This is a genomic window from Arthrobacter sp. NPDC057013 (genome assembly GCF_042674585.1).
GTDB lineage: Bacteria > Actinomycetota > Actinomycetes > Actinomycetales > Micrococcaceae > Arthrobacter.
Genome location: NZ_JBHUSE010000002.1, coordinates 87957 through 106811, shown reverse-complemented (window position 1 = coordinate 106811; position 18855 = coordinate 87957). Strand labels below are relative to the sequence as shown.

Annotated in this window: 16 protein-coding genes; 12 read left to right on the top strand and 4 right to left on the bottom strand. The window is 67.8% G+C overall.

Annotated elements, in window-relative coordinates; genetic code table 11:
* Positions 1–22: 22 nt before the first annotated feature.
* The gene (ligA, locus tag ACFTSA_RS04530) at positions 23–2377 is read left to right on the top strand and encodes an NAD-dependent DNA ligase LigA (RefSeq protein ID WP_377949954.1); all 2355 of its coding nucleotides are present in this window, start codon (positions 23–25) and stop codon (positions 2375–2377) included.
* Complete coding sequence (locus ACFTSA_RS04525; RefSeq protein WP_377949953.1) at positions 2374–3213, top strand: inositol monophosphatase family protein; 840 nt, start codon at positions 2374–2376, stop codon at positions 3211–3213. The genes ligA and ACFTSA_RS04525 overlap by 4 nt, the downstream gene beginning before the upstream one ends.
* A 69-nt stretch (positions 3214–3282) precedes the next feature.
* Here ACFTSA_RS04525 and ACFTSA_RS04520 read toward each other — a convergent pair whose 3' ends face one another.
* A complete protein-coding gene (locus tag ACFTSA_RS04520) occupies positions 3283–3795 on the bottom strand; it encodes a cupin domain-containing protein (protein ID WP_377949952.1) in 513 nt (170 codons plus the stop codon).
* A gap of 197 nt (positions 3796–3992) precedes the next feature.
* On the opposite strand from ACFTSA_RS04520, the gene ACFTSA_RS04515 reads away from it, so the two are divergent.
* Together ACFTSA_RS04515 and ACFTSA_RS04510 are read left to right on the top strand one after the other, a co-directional pair.
* Complete coding sequence (locus ACFTSA_RS04515; RefSeq protein WP_377949951.1) at positions 3993–4505, top strand: GNAT family N-acetyltransferase; 513 nt, start codon at positions 3993–3995, stop codon at positions 4503–4505.
* Positions 4506–4546: 41 nt separating this feature from the next.
* A complete protein-coding gene (locus ACFTSA_RS04510; RefSeq protein WP_377949950.1) occupies positions 4547–4930 on the top strand; it encodes a RidA family protein in 384 nt (127 codons plus the stop codon).
* A gap of 84 nt (positions 4931–5014) precedes the next feature.
* Here ACFTSA_RS04510 and ACFTSA_RS04505 read toward each other — a convergent pair whose 3' ends face one another.
* Both ACFTSA_RS04505 and ACFTSA_RS04500 read right to left on the bottom strand, forming a co-directional pair.
* On the bottom strand, positions 5015–5677 hold the full coding sequence (locus ACFTSA_RS04505; protein WP_354261866.1) for a response regulator: 663 nt from the start codon (positions 5675–5677) through the stop codon (positions 5015–5017).
* A gap of 44 nt (positions 5678–5721) precedes the next feature.
* Entirely contained in the window at positions 5722–7461 is a 1740-nt protein-coding gene (locus ACFTSA_RS04500) for an ATP-binding protein (protein ID WP_377949949.1), read from the bottom strand.
* Positions 7462–7659: 198 nt separating this feature from the next.
* Here ACFTSA_RS04500 and ACFTSA_RS04495 point away from each other — a divergent pair, with 198 nt between their 5' ends.
* The 4 genes from ACFTSA_RS04495 to gatB all read left to right on the top strand — a co-directional run bounded on the left by ACFTSA_RS04495 (position 7660) and on the right by gatB (position 12870).
* Positions 7660–9144, top strand: coding sequence for a CitMHS family transporter (locus tag ACFTSA_RS04495; protein WP_377949947.1), 1485 nt, complete (start codon positions 7660–7662; stop codon positions 9142–9144).
* A gap of 346 nt (positions 9145–9490) precedes the next feature.
* Positions 9491–9787, top strand: coding sequence for an Asp-tRNA(Asn)/Glu-tRNA(Gln) amidotransferase subunit GatC (gene gatC, locus ACFTSA_RS04490; protein WP_003802035.1), 297 nt, complete (start codon positions 9491–9493; stop codon positions 9785–9787).
* A gap of 3 nt (positions 9788–9790) precedes the next feature.
* The gene (gene gatA / locus ACFTSA_RS04485) at positions 9791–11365 is read left to right on the top strand and encodes an Asp-tRNA(Asn)/Glu-tRNA(Gln) amidotransferase subunit GatA (protein ID WP_377949945.1); all 1575 of its coding nucleotides are present in this window, start codon (positions 9791–9793) and stop codon (positions 11363–11365) included.
* Positions 11365–12870 carry an Asp-tRNA(Asn)/Glu-tRNA(Gln) amidotransferase subunit GatB gene (gene gatB / locus ACFTSA_RS04480; RefSeq protein ID WP_377949944.1) on the top strand — a complete coding sequence of 502 codons (1506 nt, stop codon included), beginning with the start codon at positions 11365–11367 and terminating at the stop codon, positions 12868–12870. The genes gatA and gatB overlap by 1 nt, the downstream gene beginning before the upstream one ends.
* A gap of 82 nt (positions 12871–12952) precedes the next feature.
* Here gatB and ACFTSA_RS04475 read toward each other — a convergent pair whose 3' ends face one another.
* Entirely contained in the window at positions 12953–13861 is a 909-nt protein-coding gene (locus ACFTSA_RS04475; protein ID WP_377949942.1) for a LysR family transcriptional regulator, read from the bottom strand.
* Positions 13862–13994: 133 nt separating this feature from the next.
* Between ACFTSA_RS04475 and tdh the strand changes: the two genes are divergently transcribed.
* From tdh to ACFTSA_RS04455, 4 genes are all read left to right on the top strand, one after another.
* Positions 13995–15041 (top strand): L-threonine 3-dehydrogenase, encoded by a 1047-nt coding sequence (gene tdh, locus ACFTSA_RS04470; protein WP_377949941.1) that lies wholly within the window; start codon positions 13995–13997, stop codon positions 15039–15041.
* A 91-nt stretch (positions 15042–15132) separates the two neighbouring features.
* Positions 15133–16341, top strand: a complete 1209-nt coding sequence (locus ACFTSA_RS04465) for a glycine C-acetyltransferase (protein ID WP_377949940.1) — start codon at positions 15133–15135, stop codon at positions 16339–16341.
* Between the two features lie 66 nt (positions 16342–16407).
* Positions 16408–17526 (top strand): NAD(P)/FAD-dependent oxidoreductase, encoded by a 1119-nt coding sequence (locus ACFTSA_RS04460; RefSeq protein ID WP_377949938.1) that lies wholly within the window; start codon positions 16408–16410, stop codon positions 17524–17526.
* A gap of 11 nt (positions 17527–17537) precedes the next feature.
* A complete protein-coding gene (locus tag ACFTSA_RS04455; protein WP_377949937.1) occupies positions 17538–18749 on the top strand; it encodes an amidohydrolase family protein in 1212 nt (403 codons plus the stop codon).
* The last annotated feature ends 106 nt before the right edge of the window (positions 18750–18855 follow it).

Genomic DNA, 18855 nt, shown 5'->3' with positions numbered 1-18855 from the left:
TGCTGTAAGGCAAGATAGGTCTGTGAGCACACCATCAGGCCCCACAGATAACGCAGTTACGGGAACCAGCGCGGCCATGGGAACCAGCGCCGCCACTGACCAGCTTGAGCCGGAAGCCATTCCGTCTGAGTCGGTACGGGATGAGTACGAGAACCTTGCGGACCTCGTCCGGAAGTACCGCTTCGCGTACTACCAGGAGGACGAGCCCCTCGTCTCCGACGCCGAGTTCGACACTCTCTTTCGCCGGCTGGAGGAACTCGAGGCGCTGCATCCGGAGCTCGTCTCCAATGATTCGCCCACCCAGGAGGTTGGCGGCGAAGTATCAGCGGCGTTTGCCGCCGTCGAACACCTCCAGCGCATGTACAGCCTGGAGGACGTGTTCTCCATCGACGAACTGAAGGCCTGGATCGCCAAGGCGGAGGCAGGGGTCGCCAAGTCCGGAAATCCGGACGCCGCCTGGCTCACGGAACTGAAAATCGACGGCCTCGCCGTGAACCTGCTCTACCGGGACGGCAAGCTGGTCCGGGCCGCCACCCGGGGCGACGGCACCACCGGCGAGGACATCACGCACAATGTGCTCACCATCAAGGAAATCCCGCAGCAGCTCAGCGGCAGCGGGTTTCCCGCCGAGATGGAAATCCGCGGCGAGGTGTTCATCCCGTCCAAGGCGTTCGCCGAATTCAACGAGGCGCTGATCGAGGCGGGCAAGGCGCCGCTGGCCAACCCACGCAATGCCGCGGCCGGCTCGCTCCGGCAAAAGGATCCGGCCGAAACCGCCAAGCGCCCGCTGCAGATGTTCGTCCACGGAATCGGCGCCCGCGAAGGCCTGCAGGCAGCCAGCCAGTCGGAGACCTACCGGCTCCTGGCGGAGTGGGGACTGCCGGTCAGCCCGTACTTCGAGGTGCTCGGCAGTCCGGCCGAGGTGCTGGCATTCATCGAGAAATACGGGGACAAGCGGCACAGCCTGCTTCACGAGATTGACGGCATCGTGGTGAAAATCGACGACTTCGCCACCCAGCGCGCCCTGGGCTACACCACCCGCGTTCCGCGCTGGGCCGTCGCCTACAAGTACCCGCCCGAGGAAGTGCACACCAAGCTGCTGGACATCGCGGTCAACGTCGGCCGTACGGGCCGGGTCACGCCGTTCGGGATCATGGAGCCGGTTAAGGTCGCGGGCTCCACCGTGGGCATGGCCACCCTGCACAACCAGGACGTGGTCAAGGCCAAGGGCGTCAAGATCGGCGACATCGTGGTGCTCCGGAAAGCCGGGGACGTCATCCCCGAGATCGTCGGCCCCGTGCTGGCGCTCCGGGACCAGCAGGACCCGCCCGTGCGGGATTTTGTGATGCCCACTGAGTGCCCGTCCTGCGGAACGCCGCTTGCTCCCGGGAAGGAAGGGGACGTGGACATCCGCTGCCCCAACGCCAGGTCCTGCCCCTCGCAGCTGCGTGAGCGCGTGTTCCATGTGGCCAGCCGCGGAGCGTTGGACATTGAGGCCCTCGGCTGGGAGGCCGCGATCGCGCTGACCCAGCCGGCGGAACCCGAAGTCCCGCCCCTGGTCAGTGAGGCGGCCCTTTTCGACCTGACGCCGGAGGACCTGGAACCGGTGAAGATCCGGCGCGAGAAGAGGTCCAAGGGTGTTCCCACCGGCGAGTTCGAGCTCGTGCCGTACTTCTACAGCAAGGGCACGGCCAAGACGCCCTCGAAGCCGACAGCCACCACCGGCAAGCTCTTCACCGAACTCGAAAAAGCCAAGACCCAGCCGCTGTGGCGGGTCCTGGTGGCGCTGTCCATCCGGCACGTCGGCCCCCGGGCGTCGCGCGCCCTGGCCAACCACTTCGGCACCATGGACGCCATCCGGCAGGCATCCGAGGAGGAGCTCGCGGGCGTGGACGGGGTCGGCCCCACCATTGCCGCGGCCCTCAAGGAGTGGTTTGCCGAGGACTGGCACCTCGAGATCATCGACCGCTGGGCGGCCGCAGGGGTCCGGATGAAGGACGAGCGGGACGAGACCACACCGCGCACCCTCGAGGGGCTGACCGTCGTGGTCACCGGAACCCTGGAAGGCTTCAGCCGTGACGAGGCCAAGGAAGCCATCCTGGTCCGCGGCGGCAAGGCGGCAGGGTCGGTGTCGAAGAAGACCAGCTACCTGGTGGCCGGTGACAACGCCGGCACCAAGCGGGACAAGGCCGAGCAGCTGGGTGTGCCCATCCTGGACGAGGACGGTTTCCGGGAACTGCTTGCCAACGGGCCGGCCGTGACCGGCGGGGATGGCGCTGACGGGGCTGCGGCTGCCGGCGGCGCCGGGGAACCCGAATCGGCAACTGACGATCCCGAGGCAACCGCCGTTTCGGGCAAGGGGAAGGACTCCGAGTGACACTGGATACTGCAAGCCGCCTGGACGTGAACGGGCTCCTCGACGTGGCCAAGGCCGCCGCGGCTGCCGGTGCCGGTGTGCTCGCCGAACGCAGCAACGGCGCCCTGGACTCCGGGACGGTGGCCAACAAGGGCGAAGCCGGCGACTGGGTCACCGCCTTCGACGTTGCCGCCGAGGAAGCCGTCCGCACCGCCATCCGCAGTGCGCGCCCGGACGACGTGATCACCGGCGAGGAACACGGGACGACGAGCCCCGAAAAACCCACAGGGCTCCGGTGGTCCATTGATCCGCTGGACGGCACCACCAACTTCATCCGCAACATCGTCTACTACGCCACCTCCGTGGCTGTTGCCGATTCCGACGGCGTGTGGCTGGCCGGCGTCGTACATGCCCCCGCGCTGGGGCGTGTGTACTACGCTTCCCGGGGACAGGGCGCCTGGCTGGAGCAGGACGGAAAACGGGTGCAGCTCACCGGTCCGGTTCCCGGCCGCACCGGCCAGCTCCTGTCCACCGGCTTCAGCTATGACCCGGAGGTGCGGGCGGAGCAGTTCGCGGCCCTTGGCGGCTTTGTGGACGGCTTCGCCGACGTGCGCCGGCTCGGCTCGGCTGCCCTGGACCTGTGCATGGTGGCCGACGGAACAGTCGATGCCTTCGGCGAGCGGGGCCTGAACGAGCACGACTTCGCCGCGGGTGCGCTGGTGGCCGAGGAAGCCGGATGCTGGGTGCGGCGCCCGAGGCTCACCAGCCCGCTCGAGGGAGGGCCCTCGGCCGAGGAACGGCTGTCGGCCTGGACATGCGCGGGCACGCTTGAGATGTCCGGCAAGTTCCCGCTCTAGTTCCCGCGCGGCATTACACGCACCGCCGCCCGGGCCGATTGCGGCCCGGGCGGTTTGCGGCGCGGCGGTTCACATCCGCGGGGGTGTCAGGTTGTAGCGGGCAATAATGTCCGGCAGCCAGGGCGCCTCAGCGAAGCGGAGGCCGAAGTGGGCCGCGAGTTTCTCGACCGTCTCGGGGTCCGGGAGCCCGGCTTCGATTTGGTTGGCAAGCCCCCAGAAGAAGTGCTCAAATCCGGCCGGGCTAATCACCTCGATCATCCGGGCGGGGACCTTGCCCGCGTTCCACATGGTGTGAAGTTCGTTCCGTGGCTTCGTGATGTACCCGCCGGCACCGAGGACAGCCTCGCGGTCACCGGACCGGAACCCTATTTCGCCCTCGAGGACGATCGAGTATTCGTCTTCACGCGTGTGGATGTGCGGGGGCACCAGCGCGCCGACCGGGAACGGGTGCTCCACGATCGAGAGTTGCTGGTGGGTGTCCTCGCCGAAGAGCTTGAACACAACACCGATGCCGCCAAGCGGTGCTTCCCTGCCCTGTCCGGGCTGCACGACGGTAAGCCGCGGAGCCCCTTCCTCATTCATGGGATTCCCCTTCATTCCAATGCACTGCGAAATGCTGTTTGCACCTGCGGTGCAGGCATTATCGTCCCGCCAACCGTGCGGGTCTACACCCAAAACAAGCAAAGACCAGCCGGCCTGGACCGGGCAGCCGTGATAGTTCAATCACGGAAACAGCTGTTTCGCCCGGCGCACCCGTCGGCCGGCACTACCATTGACGGGTGCAGCCGCAGATCACCGTCCGTCCCGCCCTCCCCGCCGACTATGCGGCCATCGCCCGCATCACCCGGGACGCTTATCTGGCGGCCGGCTATTTCGAGACCGCGGATCATCCGTACATGAAGCAGATCCAGGACGTGGCCACCCGGGCGGAACGGGCCACCATCTGGGTGGCGGAGCGCGCGGGCACGATCGTTGGCTCGGTGACGCTGGCGCTGGCCGGTGAGAAGTATGCCGATATCGCACTCGAGGACGAGCTGGAGTTCCGCATGCTGGTGGTGGACCCTGCCGTGCAGCGCAGCGGTGCCGGCTTGGCCCTGGTCGAAGCGATCATTGCGCACGCCAGGTCGCTGGACGGGATCCGTGCCGTGGCACTGACCACCGGCGGGGACTGGGAGAGCGCCCACGGGCTGTACCGGAAAACAGGCTTCCGGCGGGTGCCCGAGCGCGACTGGTATGTGCCCGGCACCGACATAAAGCTGCTGGTTTTCAGGCTGGACGTCCCGCCCGCCTAGAGTGGAGCCGACTTAAAACCCCTAGTGAAAGGCGCAGCAGCATGCGCAAGACGTTCGGCACCGGCTCGGTTTGGGAACAGAAGCTCGGCTACTCCCGCGCGGTCCAGGTGGACAACACGCTCTACATCTCGGCCACGGCCGCCAGCGGCGAGAACGGCATCGTCGGCAGCGACTTCTACGAGCAGACCCAGTTCATCCTGAAGAAGCTCGAGACTGTCCTGGCCGACGCCGGATTCGCGCTCGCCGACGTCGTGCAGTCCAAGCTGTACCTGACGGACATTAGCAAGTGGGAGGACGCCGGCCGTGCGCACGGCGAGGTCTTCGGCGAGATCCGCCCGACGCTGTCGCTGGTCCACGTGCTGCCGTTCCTGGATCCGGAGATGCTCGTCGAGATCGAGCTCGTCGCCCAGAAGAGCGCCAGCTAGCACCCGCCGTAAGCCCGAACTGGCAGCAGATGCCCCCAAATCCACATTTTGAGGGCATTAGCTGCCAGTTCGCGCTTAACGCGGTTAAGAGGCCGGGAGGCCGTAGCGGTGTTCGGGCCGGCCGGTGGTGCCGTAGCGGAGCTGGATCTCGACGGCGCCGTCGTCCGCCAGCGACGACAGGTACCGCTGGGCGGTGGCACGGGATACGCCGACCCGGCCCGCAACATCGGCCGCCGAGTACTGCTCGCCGGGGATCAGCGACTCCAGGACCGCCGCCTCCGTCGCCGAACGAGGCTTGGCCGACGGCGAGACGTCGCCCGGGATGAGCGCCCGCTTTGCCCGCTCAACGGTTTCCTGGTCGAGGGCACCCGGCTGGCCCAGGATCCGCCGGTACCGGGCATAGGACCGAAGTTGCTGGGACAGCGACTCGGCGGTGAAGGGCTTGAGCAGGTACCCGAGGGCACCACGCCGGAACGCCGTGCGCAGCGACGCCGCATCGGATGCCGCACTGAGAATCATCGTGTCCACATCCAGCTGATGCAGGAGGTCCAGGCCCGAGGCGTCCGGCAGGTACACGTCCAGCAGCACGAGGTCCGGGCGCAGGCTGTGGATGGACTGCAATGCCAGCGACGCCGAACCCGCCGGCGGCAGCGCCAGGAACCCCGCCACCGAGTCCACATAGGCGGCGTGGAGCTTGGCGACGTGGAAGTCGTCATCCACGATCAGCACCCTGAAATCCTCAGACATCCTCGTCCTTCCGTCCGGTCTCCATCAGTCTTGTCCGGCATCCATCACTCTTTGCGCGCGGCGGCCGCGGTCGTGGTGCCGGGCAGCGTGGCCATGAACACGGCGCCGGGCCCACCGACGTTCCCGGGCTCGAGGACCGTGACGTCGCCGCCGCGCCTCCGCGCCAACTGCCGCGCCAGAGCCAGGCCCAGCCCCTGGCCGCCCCCTGCACGGCCCGGCCCCCGCACTCCATTGCCAGTCGCCGTCGTGAACCCCTCCGCGAACACCGCCTCCGGATTGCCGCCGTCCGGCAGCCCGTCACCCGAATCCGCGACGACGACGTGCAGGGTACCGCCGCCGTCGTCGCCCTCGCTGTCCAGCAGCTCAAGTTCAACCCAGCGTTCGGCGGCCGAACCGGCCACCGCCGCGTTGACAGCGTTGTCGATCAGGTTCCCCAGCACCGTGGTGACGTCCTGCGGCTCCGTCACCTGGCCGCGCACCAGGGTTTCCGGCCCGATCCGCAACGATACCCCGCGCTCGTCCGCCTCCACGCCCTTGGCTCCGATGAACGCCTGCAGGTACGGGTCCTGCAGCAGCTCGGCCTGGTCCACAGGAAACTTCAGCGGGCCGGTGGCGGCGAGCCGCTCAAGGTAGGCGCGCGCCTGCTGGTGCTGGCCGATGCTCATGAACCCGGCGATCGTATGCAGCTGGTTGGCGAACTCATGCCGCTGGGCACGCAGCGCGGTGGACATGGTTCCGACCGCGTCGAGCTGCCGGGTGAGGTGCTGAAGCTCCGTGCGGTCACGCAGCATGACCACCCAGCCCAGGTCTTCGCGGCGATGCAGCGCCTTACGGGCGCTGGCCACGAGGACCTGTTCGCCGGCCACCAGTTCCACCGCCTCACCCTCCCGGGCATCGGGCAGGGTCAGGGACTTGAGCCGGGCCGGCAGCGGTGCGTCCTGCCACAGCTGGCCGGCGAGGTCGGGCTGGCCGAGGAGGCGCTGTGCGCCGGCGTTGAACACGCTGATCCGGCCGTCGGCGGAGATGCCCACCACGCCCTCGTCCACGCCCTCCAGGACGGCCACCTGGTCGTGCACCAGTGCGCCGATTTCCTCGGGTTCCAGGCCGAGCGTGAGCCGCTGAAGCCGGCGCCTGAGCAGGAACGACGCCAGGACCCCGGCGGCCAGCGAGCCGGCTGCGGTCAGCACGATCGGCACGATGTCCCGGGCCAGGCTCTGCCCGATCGACTCGGTGGAGTAGCCAACGCTCACTTCGCCGACGACGGTCCGGGAGCCCGAGCCGGCACCCGCACCTGAGGCGGCGTCCGGCGCAAACACCGGGACCTTCGCGCCTGCCGACGGGCCCAGCGTGCCGGTGTTGCGGGTGGTCACCTCGCGGCCGGCAAGCGCTTCCGACGGGTCGGTGCTGACCCGCTCACCCAGCCGGTCGGCGTCAGGATGGGCCAGCCGCAGGCCTGTCTCGTCGGTGATCACTACGAACAGGGCGCCGGTGCGGGTGCGGGCGCCCTCGGCCACCGCCATGAGCGGCCCTGCCTTCAGCTCCGCGGGCGGGGGAGTGCCCGCCTGCCGGCTGATGGCCTGCACGTTGGCGCGCACCGAAGGGTCAGAGGCCACGGTCCGGGCGAGGGTCAGTGCCTGGTTTTCCGCTTCGCGGCCCAGCCGTTCGAAAGTCAGCCACGCATGCACCGCGCCGCTGAGGAGCACAACGAGCAGAACCACGCCCAGCTGCAGGAGCAATGTCTGGGTGGAGAACCTGAGCGGAAGCCTGCCGGCGGGGCTCATCATGGCCTCCTCTGTGGGTCGAACGGGCTGCAGAATGGCGGTGCAGGCGGACAGCAGGGCGTTTGAGCAAAATGCGCAAAATGCTCCCAATAAGCAGTATGCCAATCAATTGAGCCAAAGGCACTGCCGTGATCGGGGCCACCCTAACCTCTGTAGTACGCATCACACCGGAGTGGTGCCGTTCACTAAAAGGAGCCGGCTGTGCTGGTATTACTTGGATTCGCCATGATCGCGGTTTTCATGGTGCTGATCATGACGAAGAAGTTGACGCCAGTGCTGGCGCTGATCATCGTCCCCACCGTTTTCGGTCTTTTCGCAGGCGCCGGCCTCGGCATCGGCGACATGGTGATGGACTCAATGAAGTCCATGACCTCCACTGCGGCGCTGCTGATGTTCGCCATCATCTACTTCGGCCTGATGATCGACGTCGGGCTGTTCGACCCGCTAGTCCGGTTCATCCTGCGCAAGCTCGGCAATGACCCCGCCAAGGTTGTGCTGGGCACCGCGCTGCTGGCCGCTGCCGTATCCCTCGACGGCGACGGTTCCACCACCTTCATCCTCACCACCGCGGCCATGCTGCCGATCTACCTCCGCCTGAAGATGAGCCCGGTCGTCCTGACCTGCGTCGCCGGCCTGGCCAACGGCACCATGAACATCGTTCCCTGGGGCGGCCCCACCGCCCGTGCCGCCAGCGCCCTGAAGATCGACGTCAATGAAGTTTTCGTCCCCATGATTCCGTCGCTGGTCGCCGGCCTCGCCGTCGTCCTGGTCTTCGCCTGGATCCTGGGCCTGCAGGAACGCAACCGCCTCCGCGCCACGCAGCCGGAGATCTGGGGAACGCCGGACACTGCTGAAGGGTTCGACGGCGGTACTTCCGCCGGCGGCGGCCGCACCGGCCGCGGTGGTTCGGGCCGTGGTTCCGCACCTGTTCCCGCAACGGGCGGCACCGCCATCGGCGGTTCCCCTGAAGGTTCCTCGGTTGCCGTCCTGGAACGCACCGGGATCCTGGTCGACGACAGCGACACCGCCATGGCGGACACCGCCCTGGACCCCAACCGCAAGACCCTGCGCCCCAAGCTGCAGTGGTTCAACCTGGCCCTCACGGTCGCCGTCATGGGCATGCTCGTCGCCGACCTCGTGCCCCTGCCGTACGTCTTCATGGTCGGCTCCGCCATCGCCCTGCTGGTGAACTTCCCGCACGTCAAGGACCAGGGCGCACAGCTCATCGCCCACGCACCGTCGATCGTCGCCGTCGTCAGCATGGTGATGGCCGCCGCAGTCCTCACCGGCGTCCTGAAGGGCACCGGCATGGTCGAGGCCATGTCCGCGTGGCTGGTGCAGATCATCCCGTCCAGCATGGGCCCGCTGATGGCAGTCATCACCGGCGTCCTCAGCATCCCCATGACGTTCTTCATGAGCAACGACGCGTTCTACTTCGGCGTGCTGCCCGTCCTGAGCGAGACGGCCGCCCACTACGGCATCAGCGCCGCCGAGATGGCCCGCGCCTCCATCACCGGCCAGCCGTTCCACATGCAGAGCCCGCTGGTCCCCGCCATCCTCCTCCTGGTCTCGCTGGCCAAGGTGGACCTCGGCGACCACCACAAGAAGGTCCTCTGGCGAAGCGCAGTAGTAGCCCTCGTCATGCTGGCAGTAGCAGTCCTGACAGGAGCAATCGGCATCCACTAGGCACTAGAAGGCCCTCGGAAACTGGATAAACAAAAAGAAAGCAGAGTGCGGAAGATTTCCGCACTCTGCTTTTTTTGGTTGTGTTGGTTGGAACGGCAAGGGCGACGTAGGCACACCGGCAACGGGACGGACATCCGGAAGCGTGCGTCTAAGCGAGTGCCCCGCTGTCAGGGTCTCTGCCCGAGCTTGCGAGGGTAGGGGGACAGCGGGGTGTACGAGCGAGCACGCGGAGGATCGTCCGGCCTGTGGCCGGGAGGTGACCAAAACTGCCGCCAGGAGTGCGGGGACAATACAACGGGACACGTAGACTAGTTCGGAAACCCATTCCGAACTTGCAGGGAGATCCATGGCTGCGATCAACCGTGACGACGTCGCGCACCTAGCGCGGCTCGCGCACATTGAGATGAGTGCTGAAGAGCTGGACAGGATGGCCGGCGAACTTGCCGTCATCGTAGACGCGGTGAAATCCGTGAGCGAGGCCGCAGGGGACGGCGTTCCGGCCACTTCGCACCCGATTCCGCTGAGCAACGTGTTCCGCGAGGACGAGGTGGGCCACACCTTCACCGCGGAGCAGGCACTCTCCGGCGCTCCGGACTCGGACGCAGACCGCTTCAAGGTCCCGGCAATCCTGGATGAGGACTAGAACATGACTGAAACCAACAGCACGGAACTCATCCGTCTCTCCGCAGCCCAGCTGGCCGCCAAGCTCGCCGCCCGCGAAGTCACCGCCGTCGAGGTCGTCCAGGCGCACCTGGACCGCATCGCCGCCGTCGACGGGGGAGAGCGCGGCGTCAACGCGTTCCTGCACGTCAACGCCGAGGAAGCACTCGCCGTCGCCGCCGAGGTGGACGCCATCCGCGCCGCCGGCGGGCAGGCCGCCGAGGAGCTGCACGAGCTCGCCGGCGTCCCGATCGCCGTCAAGGACCTCATCGTCACGATCGGCCAGCCCACCACGGCCGGCTCCAAGATCCTCGAAGGCTGGTACAGCCCGTACGACGCCACCGTCGTCAAGAAGCTGCGGGCCGCCAAGATGCCGATCCTGGGCAAGACCAACCTGGACGAGTTCGCCATGGGCTCCTCCACCGAACACTCAGCCTTCGGCCCCACCCGCAACCCGTGGGACCTGGACCGCATCCCCGGCGGTTCGGGCGGCGGGTCCGCTGCCGCCGTCGCAGCCTTCGAAGCGCCTCTGGCGCTCGGCACCGACACCGGCGGATCCATCCGCCAGCCCGGCGCAGTCACCGGCACCGTGGGCGTCAAGCCCACCTACGGCGGCGTGTCCCGCTACGGTGCCATCGCCATGGCATCCTCGCTGGACCAGATCGGCCCGGTTTCGCGCACGGTGCTGGACTCGGCGCTGCTGCAGCAGGTCATCGGCGGCCACGACCCGCACGACTCCACCTCCCTGCCGGACCCGCTGGGCGACCTCGTGGCCGCGGCGCGCCTCGGCAACGTGGACGGCATGAAGATTGGCATCATCAAGGAACTCCACGGCGAGGGCTACCAGGCCGGCGTCGAGAACCGCTTCAACGAATCGCTGGAGCTGCTGAAGGAGGCTGGCGCGGAGATCGTCGAGGTGTCCTGCCCCAACTTCCAGTACGCGCTGGGCGCCTACTACCTGATCATGCCCTCCGAGGCCTCCTCCAACCTGGCCAAGTTCGACGGCGTCCGCTACGGCCTGCGCGTGCTCCCGGAGGATCCGCCCCTGACCATCGAGCGCGTCATGGGCGCCACCCGCGCCGCCGGCTTCGGCGACGAGGTCAAGCGCCGTATCATCCTGGGCACGTACGCGCTGTCCGCCGGCTACTACGACGCCTACTACGGCTCCGCCCAGAAGGTGCGCACGCTCATCCAGCGTGACTTCGAGGCGGCCTTCGCCAAGGCCGACGTCCTGATTTCCCCCACCGCGCCCACCACGGCGTTCAAGCTGGGCGAGAAGCTGGATGACCCGCTGGCGATGTACCTCAACGACGTCGCCACCATCCCGGCCAACATGGCCGGCGTCCCCGGCCTCTCCCTGCCCGGCGGCCTGGCCGACGAGGACGGACTGCCTGTCGGCATCCAGCTGCTGGCACCGGCACGCGAGGACGCCCGCCTCTACCGCGTGGGCGCTGTCCTGGAATCCCTGCTGGAAGCGAAGTGGGGCGGTCCGCTGCTGGACAAGGCACCCGAACTCGCTGCTTCAACTGCCGCTGCCTCGAGCCACGGAGGTTCACACTGATGTCTGACGCAACCCTGAGCTTCGAAGAGGCCATGGAGAAGTACGACCCCGTCCTGGGGTTCGAGGTCCACGTTGAGCTCAACACCAAAACCAAGATGTTCTCCTCCGCGCCCAATGTGTTCGGCGACGAGCCCAACACCAACGTCAACGAGGTGGACTTAGGGCTCCCCGGCGTCCTCCCGGTGGTGAACAAGACCGCGGTGGAGTCCTCCATCAAGATCGGCCTGGCGCTGAACTGCAAGATCGCCGAATCCTGCCGCTTCGCCCGGAAGAACTACTTCTACCCGGACACCCCCAAGAACTTCCAGACGTCCCAGTACGACGAGCCGATCGCGTATGACGGCTACCTGGACATCGAACTCGAGGACGGCACCGTGTTCCGGGTCGAGATCGAGCGCGCGCACATGGAAGAGGACGCCGGAAAGCTGACCCACCTGGGAGGCTCGGCCGGACGCATCCAGGGTGCGGAATACTCGCTGGTGGACTACAACCGCGCCGGCGTTCCGCTCGTGGAGATCGTCACCAAGCCGATCGAGGGCGCCGGTTCCCGCGCCCCAGAGCTCGCCAAGGCCTACGTCGCCGCCGTGCGTGAAATCGTCAAGAACCTCGGCGTCTCGGACGCCAAGATGGAGCGCGGCAATGTCCGCTGCGACGCCAACGTCTCGCTGCGCCCGCACGGCCGCGAACGCTTCGGCATCCGCTCCGAGACGAAGAACGTGAACTCGCTGCGCGCCGTCGAACACGCCGTCCGCTACGAGATCCAGCGCCACGCCGCCGTTTTGGACTCCGGTGAGCCGGTGATCCAGGAAACCCGCCACTGGCACGAGGACACGCGCACGACGACGTCGGGCCGGGAAAAGTCCGACGCCGACGACTACCGCTACTTCCCGGAGCCGGACCTGGTTCCCGTCGTTCCCTCCCGGGAGTGGGTGGAGGAGCTCCGCGCGACCCTGCCCGAGCCCCCGGCCGAGCGCCGCAAGCGGCTCAAGCAGGACTGGGGCTACTCGGACCTGGAATTCCGCGACGTCGTCAACGCGGGCGTGCTGGACGAGATCGAGGAAACCATCGCCGTCGGCGCCACCGCTTCGGTGGCCCGCAAGTGGTGGATGGGCGAGATCGTGGGCCGCGCCAAGAACGCCGACGTCGACCCCGGCCAGCTGGGCATCGAACCGGCCACCATCGTCGAACTCAGCAAGATGGTGGACGCGGGCAAGATCAACAACAAGATGGCCTCCCAAGTGCTGGACGGCGTGCTCGCCGGCGAAGGCACCCCGGCCGAGGTCGTCGAGAAGCGCGGCCTGGCCGTGGTCTCCGACGACGGCCCGCTCCTGGAAGCCATCGACGCGGCCCTGGCCGCACAGCCCGACGTTGCGGACAAGATCCGCGGCGGCAAGGTGCAGGCCATCGGCGCCATCGTTGGCGGCGTCATGAAGGCCACCCGGGGCCAGGCCGACGCCGGCCGCGTGCGCGAACTGATCCTGGAGAAACTCGGCGTCACCGCCTAGCGCGTCTGAACCGGTCCGAAACTGGGTCCCAGTTGTTGTCGTTCGAGCGTTCATAACGACAACAACTGCGACCCAGTTGGGTTTAACCGTGGCTGAGCCGGGCCATGATGTCCTGCAGCGCCTCGCACACCACCCGAACCGAGGCGCGCTTGAGGTTTTCCGGGCGCGCCAGGATATCGATCCGGCGCCGGGTGCTGATCCCGTGCAGCGGCCGCAGCACGATGTCCGGGTTCAGCACCGGCCGCGCCGTGTGCCGCGGCAGCAGGCCGATCACGCTCCCGGACGCCACGAGCGCAGCCACCGTGGAGTAGTCATTGATCCGGTGCACGATGTTCAGCTCCCGGCTGGACACGGCGGCGACGGCGGACAGCACGTCCGCGGGGGAGTAGCCGGCGCGGCTGGTCACCCAGGGTTCACCGACGACGTCGGACGCTGTCAGCGCCGCCTGCCCGGCCAGCCGGTGGCCGGCCGGCAGCGCCACATCCAGCGGCTCATGCGCCAGCGGAATCACCGCCACCCTCTCCTCCGGCCACTTGGGACTGTGGTCCATCCGGTGCGCCAGCACCAGGTCGTAGCGCGCCGTCAGCGCGGGGAAATCCTGCTGCGCCACATCCTCGTCCGAGAGCAGCACCTTCGGCTTGTCCGGCCCGTCCAGCAGCCGGGCCAGCGGAGCAAACAGCGCCTGCCCCGCGCTGTGGAAACCGCTCACGGTCACCGGCGCCACCGTCGAGCCGTGGTACGCGCCGATCGCCATCCGCGCGTCGGCCATGGCGCTGACGACGGCGGCGCCCGCGTCAGCGAGCACCTGGCCCGCCTCCGTGAGGACCAGGTTCCGGCCCTCCTTGCGCGTCAGCGGCACCTCGACGCTTTTCTGCAGCTGGGCGAGCTGCTGGGACACGGCCGACGGCGTCACGAGCAGGGTATCGGCCACGGCCTTGACGCTTCCCAGCGCGCCAAGCTCCCGCAGCATTTCGAGCTGGTGGATCTCCATGGCATCCATCCTATTCCTTAGCAATTCCTTAATCGTCGATTGAGAAAATTCCCCTTGTGCTAACGGGTCTGGAGTGGCTCTAATGAAGGGAGATTTCCCCGCATGCCACAGCATGCCGAACGTTAGGAAGCCAATGAAGGCCCTCTACAAGTCCGGCGCACACGCCGGGTTTGAACTTACCGACCGCCCGGAACCCGAGGCCGGGCCCGGCGAGGTCAAGATCCGCGTGCTCACCACCGGCATCTGCGGAACCGACCTCCACATCCAGTCCTGGGACGCCTGGGCGCAGGGCATCATCGAGGCCCCGCTGATCGCCGGCCATGAGTTCTACGGCGAGGTGGTGGCCACCGGCGACGGCGTGCGCTACGTCAAAGTGGGCGACCGCGTGTCCGGTGAAGGCCACATCGTCTGCGGGATCTGCCGCAACTGCCGCGCCGGCCGCCGCCAGATGTGCATCCACACGGTCAGCGTGGGCGTGCAGCGGGACGGGGCATTCGCCGAATACGTGGTCATCCCGGAGACGAACGTCTGGGTGCACCAGGACCCGTCCGTCACGCCCGAACTCGGCGCCATCTTCGACCCCTTCGGCAACGCCGTGCACACCGCCCTGAGTTTCCCGCTGGTGGGTGAGGACGTGCTGATCACCGGCGCCGGACCGATCGGCCTCATGGCCATCGCCGTCGCCCGCCATGCAGGCGCCCGCAAGATTGCCATCACCGACGTGTCTGCGCCGCGGCTCGAGCTCGCCCGGCAGCTCGGCGTGGACCTGGCCATCGACGTCTCGAAGACGCGGGTCCGCGAGGCGCAGCGGGAACTGGGCATGCGCGAGGGCTTCGACATCGGACTGGAGATGTCCGGCCATCCCACGGCCCTGCCGGAGATGATCGACAACATGAACCACGGCGGACGCATCGCCATGCTGGGCCTTCCCAGCCAGTCCATCGACATCGACTGGGGCAAGGTGGTCACGCACATGCTGACGCTGAAGGGCATCTACGGCCGCGAGATGTTCGAGACCTGGTACGCCATGAGCGCCATGCTCTCCTCCAACCCGGCGGTGCACGCCAGCATCTCTGCCGTGGTCACCGACGTGCTGCCGGCCACCCAGTGGGAGAAGGGCTTCGAGATCGCGAAGGCCGGCGTCGGCGGCAAAGTGGTGCTCGACTGGTCGGATGTCTGACCCGCACCCCGGCCCTGTGATCCGGCCCCAAAAACCCGGCATCCTGCCCGTCCACAGTTTCTGACAGTTTCCCAGCCGAGGAGAACCCGCCATGTACTCAGCCATCAAAGACCAGCTCGCTGCCGAGCTGGACGACATCCGCTCCGCAGGCCTCTACAAAACCGAACGCCACATTGACTCCGCCCAGGCCAGCCACATCACGGCCGGGCAGATCGGTGAGTCAGGCTCGTCCGTCCTGAACTTTTGCGCCAACAACTACCTGGGTTTGGCCGACCACCCCGAGATCATCGCGGCGGCCAAGGCTGCCATGGACGAGCGCGGCTTCGGCATGGCCAGTGTCCGGTTCATCTGCGGGACCCAGGACCTCCACCTCGAACTCGAAGCCCGGGTCTCAAAGTTCCTCGGCACGGAGGACACCATCCTGTTCTCCAGCTGCTTCGACGCCAACGGCGGTGTGTTCGAATCGCTCTTCGGCCCCGAGGACGCCGTCATTTCCGACGCCCTGAACCACGCCTCGATCATCGACGGCATCCGGCTGTGCAAGGCACAGCGGTTCCGCTACGCCAACCAGGATATGGCCGACCTGGAGGCCAAGCTTGTCGAGGCGAAGGGTGCCCGGCGGAAGATCATCGTCACCGACGGCGTCTTTTCCATGGACGGCTACCTTGCGCCGCTGGAGGCCATCTGCGACCTCGCCGAGAAGCACGACGCCCTGGTGATGGTGGACGACTCCCACGCCGTCGGGTTCATGGGAGCCACGGGAGCCGGGACCCCCGAGCACGCCGGCGTGGCCCACCGGGTGGACATCTTCACCGGCACCTTCGGGAAGGCCCTGGGCGGCGCCTCGGGCGGCTATGTGTCCGGCCGCGGCGAAGTGGTGGCGATGCTCCGGCAGAAGGCCCGCCCCTACCTCTTCTCCAACTCCCTCGCGCCGGCCATCGTTGCGGCCACCATCAAGGCACTGGAGCTTGTGCAGACCTCCGGGGAGCTGCGGGCCAGCCTGTTCCGGAACGCGGAGCTGTTCCGCCGCCGGATGACGGAGGAAGGCTTCGAGCTGCTCGACGGCGAGCACGCCATCGTGCCGGTCATGTTCGGCGACGCCGTGCTGGCGGCGAAGGTTGCCGACCAGATGCTGCAGCACGGGGTTTACGTCACCGCCTTCAGTTTCCCCGTGGTGCCGCGCGGCGCCGCCCGCATCCGGGTCCAGCTGTCCGCCGCGCACAGCGCCGGCGACGTCGAAACCTGTGTCCAGGCGTTCGTCAAGAGCCGGGACGCGGTGGCTGCGCAGACGGGTAACTGAGTACGTCCGGCACCTGAGCAGGTTTGGTGACTGCGCAGGCTCCGGGCATCTGTAAAGATGGAGCCCATGGCATCAACTTATGACGTAGTCATTGTGGGCGGCGGGATCGCCGGGCTGTCCCTTGCCTCCGCGTTGGCCGGCAAATGCACCGCTGCCCTCGTGGAGGCGGAGCAGCAGTTGGCCTACCACACGTCCTCCCGCTCAGCCCGGCAGCTGATACCCAGCTACGGCCCGCCGGTGGTGCAGGAACTTACCGTCCGCACCCTGGAGCTGATCGCGGCGGACGACGCCGGACAGCCCCGGCCCGTCCTGTCACCGCGCAACTTTCTGCTCATCGGGGACGACGAAACGGTGCGGGCCGAGGCCAGCGGCGAGATGCGCCTGATCAGCCATGACCAAGCGCTTGGGCTGTGCCCGGCTTTGAAGCCCGACTCCTTCTCCGCCGCCGGCCTGGACACCGGGTCCTTCGGGTGCGACGCCCCGGTGCTGCTGGAAAGGCACCGGGCGCGTGCCGAAGCTGCAGGCGTGGACATCATCACCGGCGCCCGCGTCCACTCGGCCCAGCGGCTGGGATCGGGCTGGGAAATCGGCGCCGGGCAGGAAGGCTTCTCGGCCGGCGTTCTGGTCAACGCCGCCGGCGCCTGGGCCGACGAGCTGGCGGTGCTGAGCGGCGTCGAGAAGATCGGCCTGCAGCCGTACCGCCGCACGGCGGCGATTGTCGGCGTCGACCATCCGCTGCCGGACGGCAGCCCCATGGTGGCCGCCGCCGACGACTCCTTCTACTTCCGCCGGGAAGGCGGCGATGTGCTGATCTCGCCGTCGGAGCATGTCGCCAGCCCGGCGGAGGACGCACGTCCGCGTCCCGGGGACGTGGAGCGGCTCATCTCCCGGCTGAACATGCTGACGACGCTGGGCATCGGACCCGTCCGGACGGCCTGGACCGGACTGCGCACCGAGGCGGCCGACGGCGTCCCGGTAGTAGGGTTCGACGCCGAGGCCCGCGGCTTCTACTGGCTTGCCGGCCAGGGCGGCTACGGGTTCCAGACGTCGTCCGGCATCGCTGAATTGGCTGCGGCCCAGATCCTGGCGGGGCCCGAGGGCGGTTCCGGGCAAGGCGCCGGCACCGGTCCGGTATCCCGGACAGCGGATGCGCTGGCTGCGACGCGCTGGTCCATCCGGCGCTGAAGAATGGATCCATGAGCACTCTGATCACCAACATCGCCGAACTGATGACCCAGGACGCGGAGCACCGTGTCCTCAAGGACGCGGCAGTGGTGATCGAGGGCGAACGGATCTCGTGGATCGGCCAGGCATCGGATGCCCCGGCGGCCGACGACGCCGTGGACGCGGACGGCCGGGCCGTGCTCCCCGGCTGGGTGGACTCCCACACTCACCTGATCTTCGCCGGGGACCGGACCGCCGAATTCGAGGCGCGTATGGCAGGGGAGGAGTACAGCGCCGGCGGCATCGCCGTCACCACCGAAGCCACCAGGAACACCGGCGACTACGACCTCACGCGGCTCGCGCAGGGCCGCGTGGCCGAGGCCGTGTCCCAGGGCACGACCTACCTGGAAACGAAAACCGGCTACGGCCTGGACGTCGAGCAGGAGGCCAGGAGCGCACGCATCGCCTCGACCGTCGCGGACGAGGTCACTTACCTCGGCGCGCACCTGGTGCCGGCCGGCATTGATGCGGATGAGTACACCAAGCTCGCCTGCGGCCCGATGCTGGAGGCTGTGCTTCCGTACGCCCGCTGGGCCGACGTGTTCTGCGAAAAGGGAGCCTTTTCCGAGGAACAGTCCCGTGCCGTGCTGCAGGCCTGCCGCGATGCCGGGCTGGGGCTGCGGGTCCACGGCAACCAGCTGGGGCACGGCGCCGGTGTCAGCCTCGCGGTGGAGTTCGGCGCAGCGAGCGTGGACCACGTCAACTACCTTTCCGGCCAGGACGTTGCCAGCCTCGCCGCCGGCTGGTCCGGCTGGGACGCCGCAGCAGGGACGGGCACGCGGGGGACCGTGGCCACCTGCCTCCCGGCGTGCGACCTCTCCACCCGCCAGCCGCTGGCGCCCGGCCGGCAGCTGCTGGACGCCGGCGTTCCCGTGGCGCTCGCGTCCAACTGCAACCCCGGCACGTCCTATACGAGTTCCATGGCGTACTGCGTCACCACCGCAGTCCTGCAAATGGGCCTGAGCGTCCACGAGGCCGTCCGGGCGGCAACGTACGGCGGCGCCCTGGCGCTGCAGCGCGAGTCCGGGAACGACGTCGACGGCGAACGGGCGGTGGGCTCCATCGCCGTCGGACACCGGGCAGACCTGCACGTCCTCAACGCCCCGTCCGCCACCCACCTGGCCTACCGGCCCGGCATGCCGCTCACGCACGCGGTTTGGCGCGCGGGGGTGCGCGCACGGTAGTGTCAGGCGGGCCATCCCCCTGCCTTACAATGCACGCAGTGACGCAAAATGATCATTAGGGGTCTGATACAATCAAAAAGCGTCATTTTTCGTGACGTTTTAGGAT

Bases quoted from the DNA above. Each gene is read 5' to 3' on its own strand.
- ACFTSA_RS04520 (WP_377949952.1), bottom strand. From the start codon at position 3,795: ATGAATGAGGAAGGGGCTCCGCGGCTTACCGTCGTGCAGCCCGGACAG.
- ACFTSA_RS04510 (WP_377949950.1), top strand. From the start codon at position 4,547: ATGCGCAAGACGTTCGGCACCGGCTCGGTTTGGGAACAGAAGCTCGGC.
- ACFTSA_RS04505 (WP_354261866.1), bottom strand. From the start codon at position 5,677: ATGTCTGAGGATTTCAGGGTGCTGATCGTGGATGACGACTTCCACGTC.
- ACFTSA_RS04500 (WP_377949949.1), bottom strand. From the start codon at position 7,461: ATGATGAGCCCCGCCGGCAGGCTTCCGCTCAGGTTCTCCACCCAGACA.
- gatC (WP_003802035.1), top strand. From the start codon at position 9,491: ATGGCTGCGATCAACCGTGACGACGTCGCGCACCTAGCGCGGCTCGCG.
- gatA (WP_377949945.1), top strand. From the start codon at position 9,791: ATGACTGAAACCAACAGCACGGAACTCATCCGTCTCTCCGCAGCCCAG.
- gatB (WP_377949944.1), top strand. From the start codon at position 11,365: ATGTCTGACGCAACCCTGAGCTTCGAAGAGGCCATGGAGAAGTACGAC.
- ACFTSA_RS04475 (WP_377949942.1), bottom strand. From the start codon at position 13,861: ATGGAGATCCACCAGCTCGAAATGCTGCGGGAGCTTGGCGCGCTGGGA.
- tdh (WP_377949941.1), top strand. From the start codon at position 13,995: ATGAAGGCCCTCTACAAGTCCGGCGCACACGCCGGGTTTGAACTTACC.
- ACFTSA_RS04465 (WP_377949940.1), top strand. From the start codon at position 15,133: ATGTACTCAGCCATCAAAGACCAGCTCGCTGCCGAGCTGGACGACATC.
- ACFTSA_RS04460 (WP_377949938.1), top strand. From the start codon at position 16,408: ATGGCATCAACTTATGACGTAGTCATTGTGGGCGGCGGGATCGCCGGG.
- ACFTSA_RS04455 (WP_377949937.1), top strand. From the start codon at position 17,538: ATGAGCACTCTGATCACCAACATCGCCGAACTGATGACCCAGGACGCG.